Origin of the sequence: Bacillus cereus group sp. N31 (genome assembly GCF_016483245.1) — a bacterium.
In the GTDB taxonomy this organism is placed as follows: Bacteria; Bacillota; Bacilli; order Bacillales; family Bacillaceae_G; genus Bacillus_A; species Bacillus_A toyonensis.
The window spans coordinates 85715-103394 of sequence record NZ_JAEHCH010000022.1 but is presented as its reverse complement, the minus strand read 5'-3'; the positions used below and the strand labels follow the sequence as shown (position 1 = coordinate 103394).

The following is a 17680-nucleotide window of genomic DNA, read 5'->3' as shown; positions in this document are numbered from 1 at the left end:
CTCGGTAGCTCAGTCGGTAGAGCAGAGGACTGAAAATCCTCGTGTCGGCGGTTCGATTCCGTCCCGAGCCACCATTTATCTTAATACAATACGCCGGCTTAGCTCAATTGGTAGAGCAACTGACTTGTAATCAGTAGGTTGGGGGTTCAAGTCCTCTAGCCGGCACCATGTAAGTTTCGGAGGGGTAGCGAAGTGGCTAAACGCGGCGGACTGTAAATCCGCTCCTTCGGGTTCGGCAGTTCGAATCTGCCCCCCTCCACCATTTACATAGGGGCATAGTTTAAAGGTAGAACTGAGGTCTCCAAAACCTCCAGTGTGGGTTCGATTCCTACTGCCCCTGCCAAATATATTTACACAACATGGCGGTTGTGGCGAAGTGGTTAACGCACCGGATTGTGGCTCCGGCATTCGTGGGTTCGATTCCCATCAGTCGCCCCATTTTTATTTTTAAAATTACAAATAATCTAATTGATACTTACATATAATTAAGTAAGAATTCGATGGGCTATAGCCAAGCGGTAAGGCAACGGACTTTGACTCCGTCATGCGCTGGTTCGAATCCAGCTAGCCCAGCCATTTTTGCGGAAGTAGTTCAGTGGTAGAATACAACCTTGCCAAGGTTGGGGTCGCGGGTTCGAATCCCGTCTTCCGCTCCAATTAAATTAAATATGGCGGCATAGCCAAGTGGTAAGGCAGAGGTCTGCAAAACCTTTATCACCGGTTCAAATCCGGTTGCCGCCTTTATTATTGTGCCGATGTGGCGGAATTGGCAGACGCGCACGACTCAAAATCGTGTTCCTTCGGGAGTGTCGGTTCGACCCCGACCATCGGTATCAAGAACGACGTAACATCAGGCTCTATACTAATTGTATAGAGTTTTTTTGTGTTTTCATCGCACTACAAAATAAGGACTAATACTATCAAAGCTCATGCTATACAGTTAAAGCAAACTGTGAAACACTAAAGGGATAAAAATGAACATTCATTTTTATCCCTTTAGTGTTTCATTTTATAGAGAATCTCTCCACCCTGGTGACATGAAGTTAAATCCACCAGTAGATATTAGCACATTATCAACTGTTAACTTTGTAATTTCTAAAAACTTCTTTTCAAACTCTTCTCTGTTGTACTTGTACATAGTTGAGTGGCACGACCACATTTGCGTTGAAGTACTCAACCATTCCCCTAATTCCTTTAATTTAGGGAATGACTCAAATTGAATTGGTTCATCTAATTTCATGAATCTCACTTGATAGATAGTTGGGTTTAGCTTTTCTCCTATCCCTTTAAGACCATGTGCTTTTTTTTCATTTAAATGTGTCATAATTCTCCCCCATCCTTCAAATCTTTGAATTCCAAAATTATTTTCCTGTTTTAATTATACAGCAATAAAAAGTAATTAGGGGGATGTCGTGGTAATTTTTCCCTTTTTCTTATTGTTTAGAGAGAAATGAAAGTAAAAAGTATCAGTTATTTATTGTGATTCCATTTTGGCTTCGTTTCATTTTAATTCATCATGTTTAAAGAAGCTCAAAATTTTTAAAATACTTTAAAATAAAGGATTTTAGGGGGAACGCTCTATATAACTATATAAATGTCACCTAGAAAGACTCAAAATCGTGTTCCTTCGGGAGTGTCGGTGCGGCCCGGACAATCGGTATCGACGATGTAAAAAGACTCTAACAGAACTGTTAGAGTCTTTTTTGTTAAATTATATTATGTGATGCTAAAATTCGTAATAAACGTAAAAATTCATGTATAATATAACTTGTCGAAAGAACAAAATGATAATGATTTATATTATGTCTGTAATATGAATCAAAAGTGAACTTTTTATATTTCTTTTAAAAATGTGTTGAATACACATTATATTTCATATTAATATTTTTATGTAGATTTAAAACGAGAAAGAGAGTGGAAAGTATGGGCCGTAAATGGAACAACATTAAAGACAAAAAAGCATCAAAAGATGCAAATACAAGCCGTATATACGCGAAATTTGGACGTGAAATTTATGTGGCAGCAAAACAAGGCGAGCCAGATCCTGAATCAAACCAAACGTTAAGAGTTGTATTAGAGCGTGCGAAAACATACAATGTACCAAGAACAATTATTGATCGTGCAATTGAAAAAGCAAAAGGCGGTTCAGAAGAAAACTATGATGAGCTTCGTTACGAAGGATTTGGACCAAATGGATCTATGGTAATTGTAGATACACTTACAAATAACGTAAACCGTACTGCAGCAGATGTACGAGCTGCATTTAGCAAAAACAGTGGTAACATGGGCGTAAATGGTTCTGTAGCTTACATGTTCGATGCGACAGCTGTTATCGGTCTTGAAGGTAAAACATCAGATGAAGTTCTTGAAATTTTAATGGAAGCAGATGTAGATGCACGTGACATTCTAGAAGAAGAAGATTCTGTTATCGTTTATGCTGAACCTGATCAATTCCACTCAGTACAATCTGCACTTAAAGATGCTGGTATTGAAGAATTTACAGTTGCAGAATTAACAATGCTTGCACAAAATGATGTAGAACTTCCTGAAGATGCTCAAGTACAATTTGAAAAAATGGTTGATGCATTAGAAGATTTAGAAGATGTACAACAAGTTTACCATAACGTAGACTTAGGCGAATAATAAAAAAGGACCCTTTCGTTTAACGAACTGGGTCTTTTTTATTGAAATAATTAAGATGATAAGGTTTTAAAGGTGTTTTGTTGTAGTTATGGAATAGGATTATAGATAGTATTTTAAATGATTGTATTTCTAGGAGGTATTTCTATGGAGCATAAAACACCAAAGCATATCGTTGCTGTAGCAGGCTATTTAACAAATGAAAAGAATGAGGTGCTTTTAACAAAAGTACATTGGCGAGCGGATACGTGGGAAATGCCTGGGGGACAAGTAGAAGAAGGAGAAGCACTCGATCAAGCTGTTTGTAGGGAAATAAAAGAGGAAACAGGATTATCGGTGAAGCCTATCGGAATTACAGGGGTCTATTATAATGCTTCTATGCATATTTTAGCTGTTGTGTTTAAAGTGGCATATGTGAGTGGTGATATAAAAATTCAACCTGAAGAAATACAAGAGGCTAAATTTATTGCTTTAAATGAAGAGAATATCGATGAGTATATAACGCGTCCTCATATGAAATCAAGAACAGTTGATGCGATGAGAGCAACGCATTTCATCCCATACGAAACGTGGGAAGTACAGCCATATAACCTTATAGGCAGGTTGTAAGAAAAGGGTAGCTATTTGAGTGTATCTCAAATAGCTACCCTTTTCTTATGTATATTACTTTAGAAAAAGGTCAAAATGATAATAAAGCTAGTATTGATTTCGAGAACATTAGTTCTGTATAATTATGATATATCATATATAATTAGATTACTAGATGTTTAAAAATAGAAATTTATAGATGATATAATAAAAGAATAAAGTGGAATCAAGGAAGTATAACGCTCTTAATTTCTACGCTGCTGTTTGTTATGAATGTTTTAAAATAATGTATATTCAATATTTCAGATGAATAGTAGATAAAAAAAGACTGTGATACAATACATTTTTATACCTTACAATGATGTAAGGTAGGTGTAAGAGAAATCGATGGGATATTTTTTTACAACAAGGTATTCTTAAGTTAAGAGATATATATGCTGTGTGGAAAAGAGGTGTTCAAGATGAAAGAACGAGTATTATCTAGAGTGAACTATCATCAAAAAGTTGCATTAAATCCAATGACTAAATTCTTTTATAAAGCCATTATTTTATTATTATTGTTAAGTTGTACGTTATTATTCGTTGGAAATATAATGATCGAGAAAAGTGATATTAGTAAATTACATGTACCGCCTAAGTTAGAGGTGCCAGAATCATTAACACATGCATTTATCGCGACAGAAGATAAAAGGTTTTATCATCATAATGGTTTAGATTATATAGCAATTATTAGGGCGTCTGTTGAGAATATAAAAGCTGGTGGTGTTGTGCAAGGAGGAAGCACAATTACACAGCAATTATCGAAAAATGCTTTTTTAACGAATGAACGTACATTTTCTCGTAAGTGGAAAGAGATTTTTTATACAAAAAAAATTGAACGTACATTTACGAAGGATGAAATTTTAAAATTGTATGTAAGTAATATTTATTACGGAGAAGGAGCATGGGGAATTGAAAAAGCAGCCAACCTTTACTTCGGTAAAACGGTGAACCAATTAACGTTGGCTGAAAGTGCGATGATGGCTGCTGTAGTGAAAGCACCTGCTTATTACTCACCTGCGCAAAATTATGATAAAGCGGTCGAGAGACGAAATGTAGTTTTAAGATTAATGGAAAAAGAAGGATATATCAATCATGATGAGTATGTGCAAGCAGTTAGTGAGAAATTAGTAATTCGCCATGATATAAAAACAGAGCAGTCGATGTTAAATAATGCGCGTGAAAAAGCAGTAAGTTAAGAGAAGCTCTTGCAGAAGAGCTTCTTTTTTTGAATAAATTGTGACAAATTGTGACACAATATCGTCACAATTATTGTGTTTTTGTAATTTATGTGAGCGTGTTCATTGCGTGGCGTATATAAGTGTTGATATTATGTGTATTGTGTACAATGCTGTATACAGAATATGAATTTAAAGAGGAATGTATATGAAATCAAATAAACTCATGGCTCTTGGTGTAGTTTTTTCTATCGCAGTATTGATTGTAATCGGAACAATTGCGTATAGCATCATAAATGACAAAAAAGATAAAGGGAATGAGATGTTTGCTTATTCTACGCAACAATCTTTAGGTAAAGATGATGCTCCGGTTAAAGTAGTTGAATTTGGAGATTTCAAATGCCCAGCATGTCGTACTTGGGATGTAACGGTATTACCACGATTAAAAGAAGAATATATTGATAAAGGTAAAGTGCAGTTATATTTTATCAACTTCCCATTTATTGGAAAAGATTCTGATTTAGGCGCAGCAGCTGGTGAAGCAATTTATAAACAAGATAAAGATTCATTCTGGACTTTCTATGATGAGATTTATCAAAGTCAAAAGAAAGATACGGAAGAATGGATTACAGAAGAATTACTTCTTAACATTGTGAAAGAGAAACTTCCAAAAGTTGATGTAGAACAGTTTAAAAAAGATTTACACAGTAAAGAAATAAAAGAAAAAGTACGTAAAGATTCAGATCGTGCTCAAAAATTAAAAGTTCAAGGTGCTCCTTCAGTATATATAAACGGAAATCTTGCAAACCCTGATTTCGATAGTATGAAGAAGGCGATTGATAAAGAATTGAAAAAGTGATGAGGTCTCTCATCACTTTTTCGACTTTTTTCGATAAAATTCTTGCTTCCGTTTTTTTTACATGCTATACTACTTTACATAAGTTATTCTAATATCTTATATGTATTTCATATTTGCGGGTGTAGTTTAGTGGTAAAACAAGAGCCTTCCAAGCTCTGGTCGAGAGTTCGATTCTCTTCACCCGCTCCAAATTTTATTTAATGTTTTTCTAATAAATTGTGATCAACGCAGTGTTTCGTTTCTGAGATAAACGAGGCATTGCGTTTTTTAATGTTTGAAAAGCGTAATAGTATGCGAAAATAGAAGTAAAGAATAGTATTCCAAAAGTGAATTGCTAACCAATATAGTCGTTACATAAGGGATGGGTTCATCTGAGGAGGCGATTAAGAATGGATTTTGAACAATTAAAGCAAGATGTAATTGCATATAGTAAAACAATTGGTATAGATAAAATAGGCTTTGCGAGTGCTTCCCCATTTGAGGAGCTAAAGCAGCGGTTAATCCAGCAGCAACAATTAAATTATCAATCTGGATTTGAAGAGTCTGATATAGAAAAAAGAACGAATCCACAGCTTTTATTACCAGGTGCAAAATCAATTATTGCGATTGCTTTAGCGTATCCTTCAAAATTAAAAAACGCACCATTAAGTAAACGTGGAGAACGCCGTGGGATTTTTTGTCGTGCCTCTTGGGGACAAGATTACCATCTTGTTTTACGAGATCGTTTGCAAAAGTTAGAGGCATATTTAATTGAAAAGCTTCCAGATATAGAAGTGAAGTCAATGGTTGATACAGGTGAGTTAAGCGATCGTGCTGTATCAGAACGTGCAGGTATCGGATGGAGTGGTAAGAACTGCGCTATTATTACACCTGAATTTGGTTCGTATGTATACTTGGGAGAAATAATTACAAACGTTCCATTTCCACCAGATCAGCCGATAGAAGATCAATGTGGAAGCTGTACAAAATGTATTGATGTTTGTCCTACAGGTGCTTTAATACAGGGTGGGCAGTTAGATTCGAAGAAATGTATTGCCTTTTTAACACAGACGAAAGGGTTCCTACCTGAAGAATATCGCGATAAAATAGGAAATCGTATATATGGATGTGACACATGTCAGACTGTTTGTCCAAAAAATAAAGGAATGGATTTTCATAATCATCCTGAGATGGAGCCAGATCCTGAATTAGTTAAACCGCTCTTAACACCACTTTTAACAATTAGTAATCGTGATTTTAAAGAGAAATATGGGATTATGTCAGGGTCATGGAGAGGTAAAAAGCCATTGCAACGAAATGCGATTTTAGCATTGGCGCATTTTAAAGAAGCATCAGCAATTCCTGATCTAATCGGTGTTATGAAAGATGATCCAAGACCAGTGCTACGCGGAACAGCAGCATGGGCACTTGGGAAAATTGGTGGAGATGGAGTAGGCGAAGCCATTGAGAAAGCGATGGAACGTGAAAAGGATGAAGAAGTTCTTCATGAAATGAATCGCGGGCTTGCATTGTTAGCGCAGAAAAAAGAGTAGATAATATCTCCCTTTTTCATATTGTAATATGGGAGGGAGATGAAATGGTTGTAAAAGAAAATATTGAAACACAAGTACAACAGTTTTTAGCATATGTAACAGAGAAACGAACAAATGTGGATGGTATTGCTAAAGATTTATTACAACTAGCACAAAGAAAGAAACAATTGTTTCAAAAACGTAGTGCAGATATAGTGAAAGCAACAGCAGATGTTTCTTTCATTAGACAGCTAAATAGTAGTGATTATCAAGAAATTGATTATCAAGTACATTTTAAATATTTAATTAAGCATAAAGAATTATTTTATATCGAAGAGGAACAATTAAAACGAAGAGTTTGTTTAAATAATAGCCGGATAATAGGTGATTATGCTATTGAAGTGCCAGAAGAGATTGGAATAGGTGAGACATTAGAAAGAGAAGTTACGAAAGAGAAATACGGTTCTTATCAGTATAATCGTTTAGAGGCAGTAAAATATGCAGAGCGTTGGTGGGATGATCGAAACCCAGTGTATCGCAATTTTCCTGATAATTGTACAAATTTTATTTCTCAATGTCTTCATACTGGAGAAGTACCAATGAACGGATATCCTAATATTCGTAAAGGTTGGTGGCAAAGGGAGAACCAGTGGAGTTGGAGCTGGGCTGTCGCACACTCTTTTTACTGGTACTTGTCAGGTTCTACAGTTGGCCTGCGAGGAGAAGCTGTAGAAAAGCCGGAAGACCTTATTCTTGGTGATGTCATTGCTTACGATTTCGAAGATGACGGTAGGTGGAATCATACGACGATTGTAGTAGCAAAAGACGCAGATGGTATGCCACTTGTAAATGCACATTCAGCAAATAGCCGGCGGCGTTATTGGAGTTATGAGGACTCTAGTAAATACACACCACAAATGAAATATAAATTCTTTCATATTATTAATGGGTAGAGATTTTTCGTTCAAGTGGTATAATACGTAGTAGACAAAAAACAGAGGTGAATATCGCGTGGGTGTACATGTTGTTTTATATCAACCAGAAATTCCAGCAAATACAGGAAATATTGCACGTACTTGTGCAGCAACTGGAACAGAATTACATTTGATTAGACCGCTTGGGTTTTCAACGGATGACAAAATGTTAAAGCGTGCAGGATTAGATTATTGGCAGCACGTAAAAGTTACGTATTACGATTCAATTGAAGAGTTTTATGAGAAAAATAAAGACGGTGAATTCTTCTATTTAACAAAGTATGGTGAGAAAGCTCATACAGCATTTGATTATAGCAAACGTGAGAAGGATTATTATTTCGTGTTTGGAAGAGAAACAAATGGCTTACCAGCTAATGTAATCGAAGAAAACTTCGATCATTGTTTACGTATTCCAATGACGGATAAAGTACGTTCATTAAATTTATCTAATACAGCAGCAATTTTAATTTATGAAGCGTTTCGTCAACAAAATTATCCAGGATTAGATTTAGAAATCGTTTATTAAAAGTCGCCATTAGGCGGCTTTTTTTATAAATAAAAATAATATGTAGTCATACATTTTAAAAAAGGTACATATTCATATAGAATGGGATATATGATTAAAAATAGATAAGACGGGTTGAGATAAATATGAAGGAACAATATAACAATCAAAATACCTTTTTAAGTATGATAGATATGGATTTAATAAGACAAGGACTATTACATGCTATTCAAGATTTAGTATTTATTGTGAAAGTTATTGATGATGAGATCTTTAAATATATTTATATAAATAAAATAGGGATGGACTATGCTGGATTAAGTGAAGAATGTTACGGAAAAACATTTGCAGAAGTGTTATCAGGAGATAAGGTGAAAATATTACAAGAGCAATATACAAAAGTGGTGAGAGAGGCGAGAGCACACACATTTTGTGATGTAATCAGTTTCCCAACTGGTAATTTACATTATGAGTCTTCAGTTAATCCTGTATACGACGAAGAAGGGGTATGTCAATTTATTATTTGTATTACAAGGGATATTACAGCTCAGATTGAGGAGAAAGCAGAGATAGAGGAAAAACAAATGTTATTTAAGTCATTACTAGAATATAATAATGACTCCATTATATCTATAGATTCTATAGGTAGAATTACATATGCTAATCCGGCAACGTATGAAATATTTGGATACCGATATGAAGAGTTAAATAATAACTTTATTTTTAACTTTATTATTAAAGAATATGAAAAAGACTTTCAAATTATATTTAAGGAAGCTTTAGAGGGGAGAGCAAAACAAATTGTTTCAAAGAAATATGTTCATAAAGAAGGATATGAATTATATATTTCTTTGAGAACGATCCCGATTATTGTGAACAGTGAAATTGTTGGGGTGTATATTGTTACGAGGGATGTTACAAGGCAAGTATTAAATGAGATGAAGACGGAATACTTAGCTTATTATGACCAATTAACAGGTTTAATGAATAGAATTTCATGCACAAACAAGCTAAATGAGTTTTTAAATGAAAATAAAGAGCTTGCACTAGTTTTCATGGATTTGGATGAATTTCATCTTATTAATGATACATTTGGTCATAAAGAAGGAGATAAAGTATTACAAAAAGTTACAGAATGTTTAAGCAATCTAGAAATAGAAGGTATGCATTTATTTAGAGAACATGATGATCAATTTGTTATGTTAATAGAAAATATAACGAAAGAATATGTAGAGGAAGTTGCAAAAAACATATTAGAAAAGATTAGTGAACATTTTGTAATTGAAGAAGAGGACGTGTATTTAAGTGCATCAATTGGAATTGTAATGGCACCAACAGATGGAGCCGATGAAAAAATACTTTTTCAAAGAGTTGATGCTGCTTTGGAAAAAGCAAAGGAAAAAGGAAAAGGGCATTATCATTTTTATTGTAAAGGATTAGATTGTGAACGTGAGAAAAGGTTTGTAATGGAAAATCAGTTACATCGTGCTATAGAGAAAAATGAATTTTTCTTATATTACCAGCCGCAGGTTAATATTGAAACGAAAAAAATAGCTAGTATGGAAGCTTTAATAAGATGGGAGAATAAAGAATTAGGATTTGTCCCTCCCAATCAATTTATTCCACTGGCAGAAAGAACAGGATTTATTATTAAGCTTGATGAGTGGGTAGTAGATCAAGTGTGTCAGCAAATACGTGAATGGTTAAATAAAGGGTATGAAGTGGTTCCGATTGCAGTTAATATTTCAGCTAGACATTTTCGATCTATTACATTAATAGAGATGATTACACGTGCTTTAAATAAGTACAATGTACCAGCTCATCTATTAGCGATAGAGGTGACGGAAGGAGCCCTTATACATAAAGACATATCAAAGAGAGTGTTGCTACAATTAAAAGAACAAAATTTAAAGATTCATTTAGATGATTTTGGAACAGGGTATTCGTCTTTAAGTTATTTGAAAACATATCCAATTGATACTTTGAAAATTGATCGCTCTTTTATGGAAGGTATACATGTAGATGAACGTGATACGAATATTACGGCTGCAATTATTCATTTAGCTCATACATTAGAATTGAATGTAATTGCAGAAGGAGTAGAAAAAGCAGAACAAATACAGTTTTTGAAGGGAAAAAATGTAGAAATTGTACAAGGTTATTATTATAGTCGACCTTTATCAAAATATGATGTGGAAAATATGTATTATACATGATGTATAAAGAAAAAAGTGATGTGCTAAAAGCACATCACTTTTTATGTGTACCTGGTTTATCGTTGTAACCAGATGTGAAAATAGCTGTAAGAAATGTGAGTGATACACCTAAAATTAATAATAATTTCATATTAATATTCCCCCTACTTTTTCGATTTACGAATTCTATTTATGAATTGAAATGTATGTAAGGTTCTTAGAAGAAAAGAATTTATTTATAATGAATAGCAGTGTGAAAACTTTAATACCTATATTATACAGAATTTTCTTTGAATTTTGGAGAGAATTTTATAGCACTACTATATATTTCGTTTTGATTTAAAGAATGTTTAAGGACATCCTAGCATACCTTTTATAATAATCCGATTGAACAAGGAGATGGGGGAGGAGCTATAATGGATATTCTAAAAAAGATTGAACAGCATCGAGCAGCAGAAGAACGTTTACAATGGGAAGGTACGTTTGCGGAGTATTTGGAGCTTGTGAAAGAAAGACCATGGGTGGCTCAAACAGCACACTCTCGCATTTACAATATGATAAAAGATGCCGGAATTGAAGAAGTTGATGGTAGAAGAAAATATAATTTCTTTAGTAATCAGCTGTTTGGACTAGAGGATGCACTAGAGCGTCTTGTTGAAGAATATTTTCATCCGTCTGCAAAAAGATTAGATGTTAGAAAACGTATTTTATTATTAATGGGTCCTGTTAGTGGAGGGAAATCAACATTAGTTACGATGTTGAAACGAGGATTAGAAACATACTCACGTACAGATCGTGGAGCGATTTTTGCAATTAAAGGCTGCCCGATGCACGAAGATCCACTACATTTAATTCCACATCATTTACGGGATGATTTCTTTGATGAGTATGGAGTGAGAATTGAAGGGAATTTATCACCATTAAATGTAATGCGTCTAGAGCAAGAATATGGGTCAAGAATTGAGGATGTAGTTGTAGAGCGTATTTTCTTCTCGGAAGATCGCCGTACAGGGATTGGTACATTTAGCCCGTCTGATCCAAAATCACAAGATATTGCCGATTTAACAGGTAGTCTAGACTTTTCAACAATTGCAGAATATGGTTCAGAATCAGATCCTCGTGCGTATCGATTTGATGGAGAATTAAATAAGGCGAACCGAGGGATGATGGAATTCCAAGAGATGTTAAAATGCGATGAGAAGTTTTTATGGCATTTATTATCGCTTACGCAAGAAGGTAATTTCAAAGCGGGAAGGTTTGCGCTTATTTCAGCAGATGAATTAATTGTAGCGCATACGAACGAAACAGAGTATCGCTCATTTATAGCAAATAAGAAAAATGAAGCATTGCATTCAAGAATTATTGTAATGCCAGTTCCATACAATTTACGAGTGAGTGAAGAGGAACATATTTATGAGAAGATGATTCATGAAAGTGATGTATCGAATGTGCATATTGCACCACACACACTTCGTGTTGCAGCGATGTTTACAATTTTAACTCGCTTAAAAGATCCGAAGCGTCCAGATATTGATTTAAACAAAAAGATGCGTTTATATGATGGTGAAATGGTAGAGGGTTATAATGCGATTGATGTAGAAGAATTGCAACGGGAATACCAAGATGAAGGTATGAGTGGTATTGACCCACGTTATGTTATTAACCGAATTTCTTCTACAATTATTAGAAAAGAAGTACCATCTATTAATGCACTAGACGTACTTCGTTCTTTAAAAGATGGATTAGACCAGCATCCATCCATTAGTAATGAAGATCGTGAGCGCTATATGAACTTCATTTCATTAGCAAGAAAAGAATATGATGAAATTGCTAAGAAAGAAGTACAAAAAGCATTCGTATATTCATACGAAGAATCGGCTAAGACACTTATGGATAATTACTTAGATAACGTTGAAGCATATTGCAATAAATCGAAATTACGTGATCCATTAACAGGTGAAGAAATGAGCCCAGATGAAAAACTAATGCGCTCAATTGAGGAACAAATTGGAATTTCAGAAAACGCGAAGAAAGCATTCCGTGAAGAAATTTTAATTCGCATCTCTGCTTATGCGCGTAAAGGAAAACGTTTCGATTATAACTCGCATGAACGTCTTCGCGAAGCGATTCAGAAGAAGCTATTTGCTGATTTAAAAGATGTCGTGAAAATCACAACATCAACGAAAACACCAGATGAAAATCAGCTTAAGAAAATCAACGATGTTGTTGCACGTTTAATTGATGAGCATGGCTATAATTCTTCTTCGGCAAATGAATTATTACGCTATGTAGGTAGCTTGCTAAATCGATAGTTTGATAACAAAACGCTGTCTCTTGTTTTTTGCGGGACAGCGTTTTATTATCCATTCATATGTGTAAAGTGTCATACCTTGTCCAAATATAATAAATTAAGATGCAATTTCATGAATTTATTGTCAATTATTTTTACAATATGCATATGATAGAGTAACCAACCATTCATACGAAAAAAGCCAACACAATACAATATGTTGCAAAGTGAAAATGTGTGCAACAATGCATTGTGTTTCTTTCTTATCAGAGGCTGAATATTTCTTTCTATTATGTGAGTGGCAAAATTTTGTTTAGGATGCTCGGAGTATTGTATGTAAAACGTTATATATGTTTATGGGGTGATTTTCGATGGGCAGTTACCTTTCAAATATTTTAGCTTGAACATTATAGAACAAAATTTATAGATTGCTGTTCATAGAGAAAGACAATTACAGTAAGGAGGGAAAGGAATGAGCGAAGAAAATCAACCAAATTATACGATTTCACAGGAAAACTGGTCCCTCCATCGCAAAGGATATGACGACCAACAGCGCCATCAAGAAAAAGTACAAGAGGCAATTAAGAATAATTTACCCGATCTTGTAACAGAAGAAAGCATTGTTATGTCTAATGGCAAGGATGTTGTAAAAATACCAATTCGTTCTTTAGATGAATATAAGATTCGGTACAATTATGATAAAAACAAACACGTTGGGCAAGGGACTGGTGATAGCAAAGTTGGTGATGTCGTTGCGAGAGATGGATCAGGTGGTCAAAAGCAAAAAGGCCCAGGAAAAGGTCAAGGTGCAGGAGATGCAGCTGGAGAAGATTATTATGAAGCTGAAGTTTCTATTTTAGAATTAGAGCAAGCGTTTTTCAAAGAGCTAGAGCTTCCTAATTTAAAGAGAAAAGAAATGGATGAAAACCGGATTGAACATATTGAATTTAATGACATTAGAAAAACAGGACTATGGGGAAATATTGATAAGAAACGAACGATGATATCTGCATATAAACGAAATGCAATGCGTGGTAAAGCATCTTTCCATCCAATTCACCAAGAGGATTTAAAGTTCCGTACTTGGAATGAAGTGTTAAAGCCAGATTCAAAAGCTGTTGTATTAGCGATGATGGATACGAGTGGATCGATGGGAATATGGGAGAAGTATATGGCACGTAGCTTCTTTTTCTGGATGACAAGATTTTTACGTACAAAGTATGAAACAGTTGATATTGAATTTATTGCTCATCATACAGAAGCGAAAGTTGTTACAGAAGAAGAATTTTTCTCAAAAGGAGAAAGTGGCGGAACGATATGTTCTTCCGTGTATAAAAAGGCATTAGAGCTTATCGATAATAAATATTCACCAGACCGCTATAATATTTATCCATTCCATTTTTCAGACGGTGATAATTTAACATCAGATAATGCGAGATGTGTAAAGCTTGTTGAGGAGCTGATGAAGAAATGTAATATGTTTGGGTATGGGGAAGTGAATCAGTACAACCGCCATAGTACGCTTATGTCAGCCTATAAAAATATTAAAGATGAGAACTTTAGATATTATATTTTAAAGCAAAAAGCAGACGTATTCCATGCGATGAAGAGCTTTTTTAAAGAAGAGTCAGGAGAGAAAATGGCATAATCCCTTTTAAAAGGGATTATTTTTTTGTAAACTTTTTATTTTTTTAGTTGACAATGATAATGAAAATCATTATCATTTATTCGAGAAATGATTACATTTTGAATTATATATATTGGAGGAGATGTAAAGTTGAAAAAAAATAAAAAAAAACATATAAATGCAATGATTATAGCGGCGGCGTTATCACTTCCATTTGCTGTGTATTCGACACCTGCTTTAGCGGCGGTAGCAATTGAGGCGAATAAAACGGGACAAGGTTTAGAAGATGGTACATATGACGCTGTTATTAAAGCATATAAAGATAAAACGAATGAAGAGTCTATGGCAGCTGTTTATATAAAGGATCCGAAATTAACAATTGAGAATGGAAAGAAAATTGTAACAGCAACGTTAAGTGATAGCGATTTCTTCCAATACTTGAAAACAGAGGATATTCATACTCCTGGTGTGTTTCATGATGTAAAGGTTATATCAGAAGACAAAAAGAAAAATGGAACGAAGGTTATTCAATTTGAAGTTGGGGAATTGGGAAAAAGATATAATATGCAAATGCATATTTATATTCCAACGATGGCCTATGATAATAAATATCAAGTGCAGTTTGAAGTAAATGCTTTAAATTTAGAAAACAATGTTCCAGAAAAGGAAAATAAAGAGGATAAAGTGGAACAACAAGATGAAAGCGGAAATGTAATATTAGATAAGCAATTACAAAGGCATATTAATAAACATAATTTAAATAGAGAAAATATAAATGATCCAATAACTAAGGAAGATTTATTAAAGATTAAAACATTATCCATTTATTCAGGTGAAGGAATAAATGAAATAGCTGGTTTAGAACATATGACAAATTTAGAGAAGTTAACGTTAAGAGAATCTAATGTAACAGATATATCAGCCATCTCGAAACTGAGAGATTTGAAGTACGTAGATTTAACTTCTAATCCAATTAAAAACATTCATCCAATTGAGCAGTTAGAGAATATTAATATGCTTTTTTTAAGAGATAATAAAATTTCTGATCTTACACCATTAAGTAAAATGAAAAAAATTAAAACATTAGATTTAGTTGGTAATAACATTGAAGACATCCAGCCATTATTTACATTATCAACTATGAAACAGTTATACTTAGCCAATAATCAAATCAGTGATCTTACTGGAATTAACCAATTAAGTAATGTGGAACTATTATGGATAGGGAACAATAAAATTAGTAATGTTGAATCTATTAGTAAAATGAGTAATCTTATTGAACTAGAAATTGCTGATAGTGAAATAAAAGATATATCACCATTATCTAAATTAGGAAAATTACAAGTACTGAATTTAGAAGAGAATTATATCTCTGATATATCACCGCTGAGTAATTTAACAGATTTACATGAGATGAACCTAGGAGCGAATGAAATTGCTGACGTAAGGCCTGTTGAGGAATTGGGTAAGCGAATTTCAATTGATATTCAACGACAAAAAATCTTTTTAGATGAAGCAAGCGTAGATGAAGAAATACAAATTCCAATATACAATCTTAAAGGGGAGCCACTTCAAAATATCAATTTAAAAAGTGAGGGGGCCATTCTGAATAATGGATTTATAAAATGGAATAGTCCTGGAGAAAAAACATATGAATTTAGATTAGATACAAGCTCTGGTGAAAGTAAAATAAGATTTAATGGGATGGTTGTCCAGAAAATAGTTGAAAAACAAAAAGAAAGTCAAAATGTAATCCTGGATAAACATTTACAACAACATATTAATAAAGAAAATTTAGGTAGAGAGAATTTAAACGCTCCTATAACAAAAGAAGATTTATTACAGATTAAAACATTAGAGATACTTAAAGAAAAAGGAAAAGAGATAAAAGATGTAACAGGTTTAGAGTACATGACGAACTTAGAAAACCTCACTTTAGAAGGAGTAGGCTTGAAAAATATTGAGTTCATCTCAAATTTGAAACAATTAAATATTATGAATGTATCTCATAATCAAATTGAAGATATAACACCGTTATCTTCATTAAAAAACTTACAGTGGTTAAATCTTGCAGACAATCATATTAAAGATGTAACGGTTATTGGTTCAATGCTGGACTTACTTAGCTTGAATTTAGCAGGGAATGAGATTTGTGATGTAAGACCGCTAATACAATTAGGGCAGTGGTTTTCAATTGATGTCGGGAGACAAACAATCATTTTAGATGAAGCAAAAGTAAATGAAGAAATTCAAGTCCCTGTATATGACTTAGAAGGAGAAGCTATTGACAATATCAAAATGAAAGGTGAGGGCGGAACGCTTAATAACGGAGTAATAAAATGGAGTACCCCAGGTGAAAAGGTATATAAATTTGATTTAGATTCTGATGAAATTAGTATAAGTTTTAACGGAACGGTAATCCAAAATATAGTTGAAAAAGAAGAAGTGAAAGAACCGGTAAAAGAAGTTGAAGAAACGAAAGAAGAAGTAAAAGAACCGGTAAAAGAAGTTGAAGAAACGAAAGAAGAAGTAAAAGAGCCAGTAAAAGAAGTTGAAGAAACGAAAGAAGAAGTAAAAGAACCGGTAAAAGAAGTTGAAGGTACAAAAGAAGAAGTGAAAGAACCAGTAAAAGAAGTTGAAGGTACAAAAGAAGAAGTGAAAGAACCAGTAAAAGAAGTTGAAGAAACAAAAGAAGAAGTAAAAGAGCCGATAAAAGAAGTTGAAGAAACGAAAGAAGAAGTAAAAGAGCCAGTAAAAGAAGTTGAAGGTACAAAAGAAGAAATGAAAGAACCAGTAAAAGAAGTTGAAGGTACAAAAGAAGAAGTGAAAGAGCCAGTAAAAGAAGTTGAAGGTACAAAAGAAGAGGTAAAAGAATCAACAACTGGATTGAATCAAGAGCCAAAAGGGGATAATCAAGTTGGACCGGTGAAGGTGGTAGGACAAGAGAGTACGCAAGAAAAAGTTTCAAATAAGCAACAAGCTAATAAGCAAGAGGAAAATCAGAAGTCTTTAGCAGCAACTGGTAGTCAAGCTAACACATCGAGTTTACTTTCTGGATTAGCATTTGTTCTTTCAGCATTAAGTATGTTTGTATTTAGAAAGAGAGTATTTAAGAAATAAATAACGTTTTATCTTATTATTACAAAAAAATATATAATTATTTGAGAAGACCTTATCATAGCAATTTCATGTTGAAATATGCTTATGATAAGGTCTTCTTGAATAGGGGAAGGATATGGATACGAGGATGTTTTAATCACTAAAATAATGGAGA

The 17680-nt window shown here is 33.8% G+C and carries 12 protein-coding genes and 9 tRNA genes; 20 read left to right on the top strand and 1 reads right to left on the bottom strand.

Annotated features, from left to right (window positions below):
- Nucleotides 1-92 precede the first annotated feature (92 nt).
- The 8 genes from JDS81_RS22800 to JDS81_RS22765 all read left to right on the top strand — a co-directional run bounded on the left by JDS81_RS22800 (nt 93) and on the right by JDS81_RS22765 (nt 833).
- Nucleotides 93-168, top strand: a tRNA-Thr gene (locus JDS81_RS22800).
- A gap of 10 nt (nt 169-178) precedes the next feature.
- Nucleotides 179-262: transfer RNA gene (locus JDS81_RS22795), tRNA-Tyr, on the top strand.
- Between the two features lie 7 nt (nt 263-269).
- Nucleotides 270-343: transfer RNA gene (locus JDS81_RS22790), tRNA-Trp, on the top strand.
- A 19-nt stretch (nt 344-362) separates the two neighbouring features.
- A tRNA-His gene (locus JDS81_RS22785) sits at nt 363-438 on the top strand.
- A gap of 63 nt (nt 439-501) precedes the next feature.
- Nucleotides 502-576: transfer RNA gene (locus JDS81_RS22780), tRNA-Gln, on the top strand.
- Nucleotides 577-581: 5 nt separating this feature from the next.
- Nucleotides 582-656 (top strand) — tRNA-Gly (locus tag JDS81_RS22775).
- A gap of 14 nt (nt 657-670) precedes the next feature.
- Nucleotides 671-741 (top strand) — tRNA-Cys (locus tag JDS81_RS22770).
- A gap of 10 nt (nt 742-751) precedes the next feature.
- Nucleotides 752-833 (top strand) — tRNA-Leu (locus JDS81_RS22765).
- A 176-nt stretch (nt 834-1009) separates the two neighbouring features.
- Here the strand turns inward: JDS81_RS22765 and JDS81_RS22760 are convergent.
- Complete coding sequence (locus tag JDS81_RS22760) at nt 1010-1324, bottom strand: DUF3884 family protein (RefSeq protein WP_097955325.1); 315 nt, start codon at nt 1322-1324, stop codon at nt 1010-1012.
- A gap of 599 nt (nt 1325-1923) precedes the next feature.
- On the opposite strand from JDS81_RS22760, the gene JDS81_RS22755 reads away from it, so the two are divergent.
- The 12 genes from JDS81_RS22755 (at nt 1924) to JDS81_RS22700 (ending at nt 17526) form a co-directional block, all read left to right on the top strand.
- The gene (locus tag JDS81_RS22755) at nt 1924-2643 is read left to right on the top strand and encodes a YebC/PmpR family DNA-binding transcriptional regulator (RefSeq protein WP_000532958.1); all 720 of its coding nucleotides are present in this window, start codon (nt 1924-1926) and stop codon (nt 2641-2643) included.
- A 144-nt stretch (nt 2644-2787) separates the two neighbouring features.
- Nucleotides 2788-3249, top strand: coding sequence for an NUDIX hydrolase (locus JDS81_RS22750; protein ID WP_000400461.1), 462 nt, complete (start codon nt 2788-2790; stop codon nt 3247-3249).
- A gap of 440 nt (nt 3250-3689) precedes the next feature.
- The gene (locus JDS81_RS22745) at nt 3690-4466 is read left to right on the top strand and encodes a transglycosylase domain-containing protein (RefSeq protein ID WP_000664700.1); all 777 of its coding nucleotides are present in this window, start codon (nt 3690-3692) and stop codon (nt 4464-4466) included.
- A gap of 187 nt (nt 4467-4653) precedes the next feature.
- Entirely contained in the window at nt 4654-5304 is a 651-nt protein-coding gene (locus tag JDS81_RS22740; RefSeq protein ID WP_000841319.1) for a DsbA family protein, read from the top strand.
- A 115-nt stretch (nt 5305-5419) separates the two neighbouring features.
- Nucleotides 5420-5493 (top strand) — tRNA-Gly (locus JDS81_RS22735).
- Nucleotides 5494-5693: 200 nt separating this feature from the next.
- Nucleotides 5694-6836 carry a tRNA epoxyqueuosine(34) reductase QueG gene (queG, locus tag JDS81_RS22730; RefSeq protein WP_000345226.1) on the top strand — a complete coding sequence of 381 codons (1143 nt, stop codon included), beginning with the start codon at nt 5694-5696 and terminating at the stop codon, nt 6834-6836.
- 44 nt (nt 6837-6880) lie between these two features.
- Nucleotides 6881-7768 carry an amidase domain-containing protein gene (locus JDS81_RS22725; protein ID WP_000260518.1) on the top strand — a complete coding sequence of 296 codons (888 nt, stop codon included), beginning with the start codon at nt 6881-6883 and terminating at the stop codon, nt 7766-7768.
- 58 nt (nt 7769-7826) lie between these two features.
- Nucleotides 7827-8315 carry a tRNA (uridine(34)/cytosine(34)/5-carboxymethylaminomethyluridine(34)-2'-O)-methyltransferase TrmL gene (trmL, locus tag JDS81_RS22720; protein ID WP_000538149.1) on the top strand — a complete coding sequence of 163 codons (489 nt, stop codon included), beginning with the start codon at nt 7827-7829 and terminating at the stop codon, nt 8313-8315.
- A 125-nt stretch (nt 8316-8440) separates the two neighbouring features.
- The gene (locus JDS81_RS22715; RefSeq protein ID WP_097953070.1) at nt 8441-10510 is read left to right on the top strand and encodes a sensor domain-containing protein; all 2070 of its coding nucleotides are present in this window, start codon (nt 8441-8443) and stop codon (nt 10508-10510) included.
- A gap of 395 nt (nt 10511-10905) precedes the next feature.
- Nucleotides 10906-12801 (top strand): PrkA family serine protein kinase, encoded by a 1896-nt coding sequence (locus tag JDS81_RS22710; RefSeq protein WP_000353271.1) that lies wholly within the window; start codon nt 10906-10908, stop codon nt 12799-12801.
- Between the two features lie 450 nt (nt 12802-13251).
- Entirely contained in the window at nt 13252-14427 is a 1176-nt protein-coding gene (gene yhbH, locus JDS81_RS22705) for a sporulation protein YhbH (protein ID WP_001288242.1), read from the top strand.
- A gap of 129 nt (nt 14428-14556) precedes the next feature.
- On the top strand, nt 14557-17526 hold the full coding sequence (locus JDS81_RS22700) for a leucine-rich repeat domain-containing protein (protein WP_199688620.1): 2970 nt from the start codon (nt 14557-14559) through the stop codon (nt 17524-17526).
- Nucleotides 17527-17680: the final 154 nt, after the last annotated feature.

Excerpts from the sequence above, each read along its gene's own strand:
- JDS81_RS22760 (WP_097955325.1), bottom strand. The coding sequence starts at position 1,324 with ATGACACATTTAAATGAAAAAAAAGCACATGGTCTTAAAGGGATAGGA.
- JDS81_RS22755 (WP_000532958.1), top strand. The coding sequence starts at position 1,924 with ATGGGCCGTAAATGGAACAACATTAAAGACAAAAAAGCATCAAAAGAT.
- JDS81_RS22750 (WP_000400461.1), top strand. The coding sequence starts at position 2,788 with ATGGAGCATAAAACACCAAAGCATATCGTTGCTGTAGCAGGCTATTTA.
- JDS81_RS22745 (WP_000664700.1), top strand. The coding sequence starts at position 3,690 with ATGAAAGAACGAGTATTATCTAGAGTGAACTATCATCAAAAAGTTGCA.
- JDS81_RS22740 (WP_000841319.1), top strand. The coding sequence starts at position 4,654 with ATGAAATCAAATAAACTCATGGCTCTTGGTGTAGTTTTTTCTATCGCA.
- queG (WP_000345226.1), top strand. The coding sequence starts at position 5,694 with ATGGATTTTGAACAATTAAAGCAAGATGTAATTGCATATAGTAAAACA.
- JDS81_RS22725 (WP_000260518.1), top strand. The coding sequence starts at position 6,881 with ATGGTTGTAAAAGAAAATATTGAAACACAAGTACAACAGTTTTTAGCA.
- JDS81_RS22715 (WP_097953070.1), top strand. The coding sequence starts at position 8,441 with ATGAAGGAACAATATAACAATCAAAATACCTTTTTAAGTATGATAGAT.
- JDS81_RS22710 (WP_000353271.1), top strand. The coding sequence starts at position 10,906 with ATGGATATTCTAAAAAAGATTGAACAGCATCGAGCAGCAGAAGAACGT.
- yhbH (WP_001288242.1), top strand. The coding sequence starts at position 13,252 with ATGAGCGAAGAAAATCAACCAAATTATACGATTTCACAGGAAAACTGG.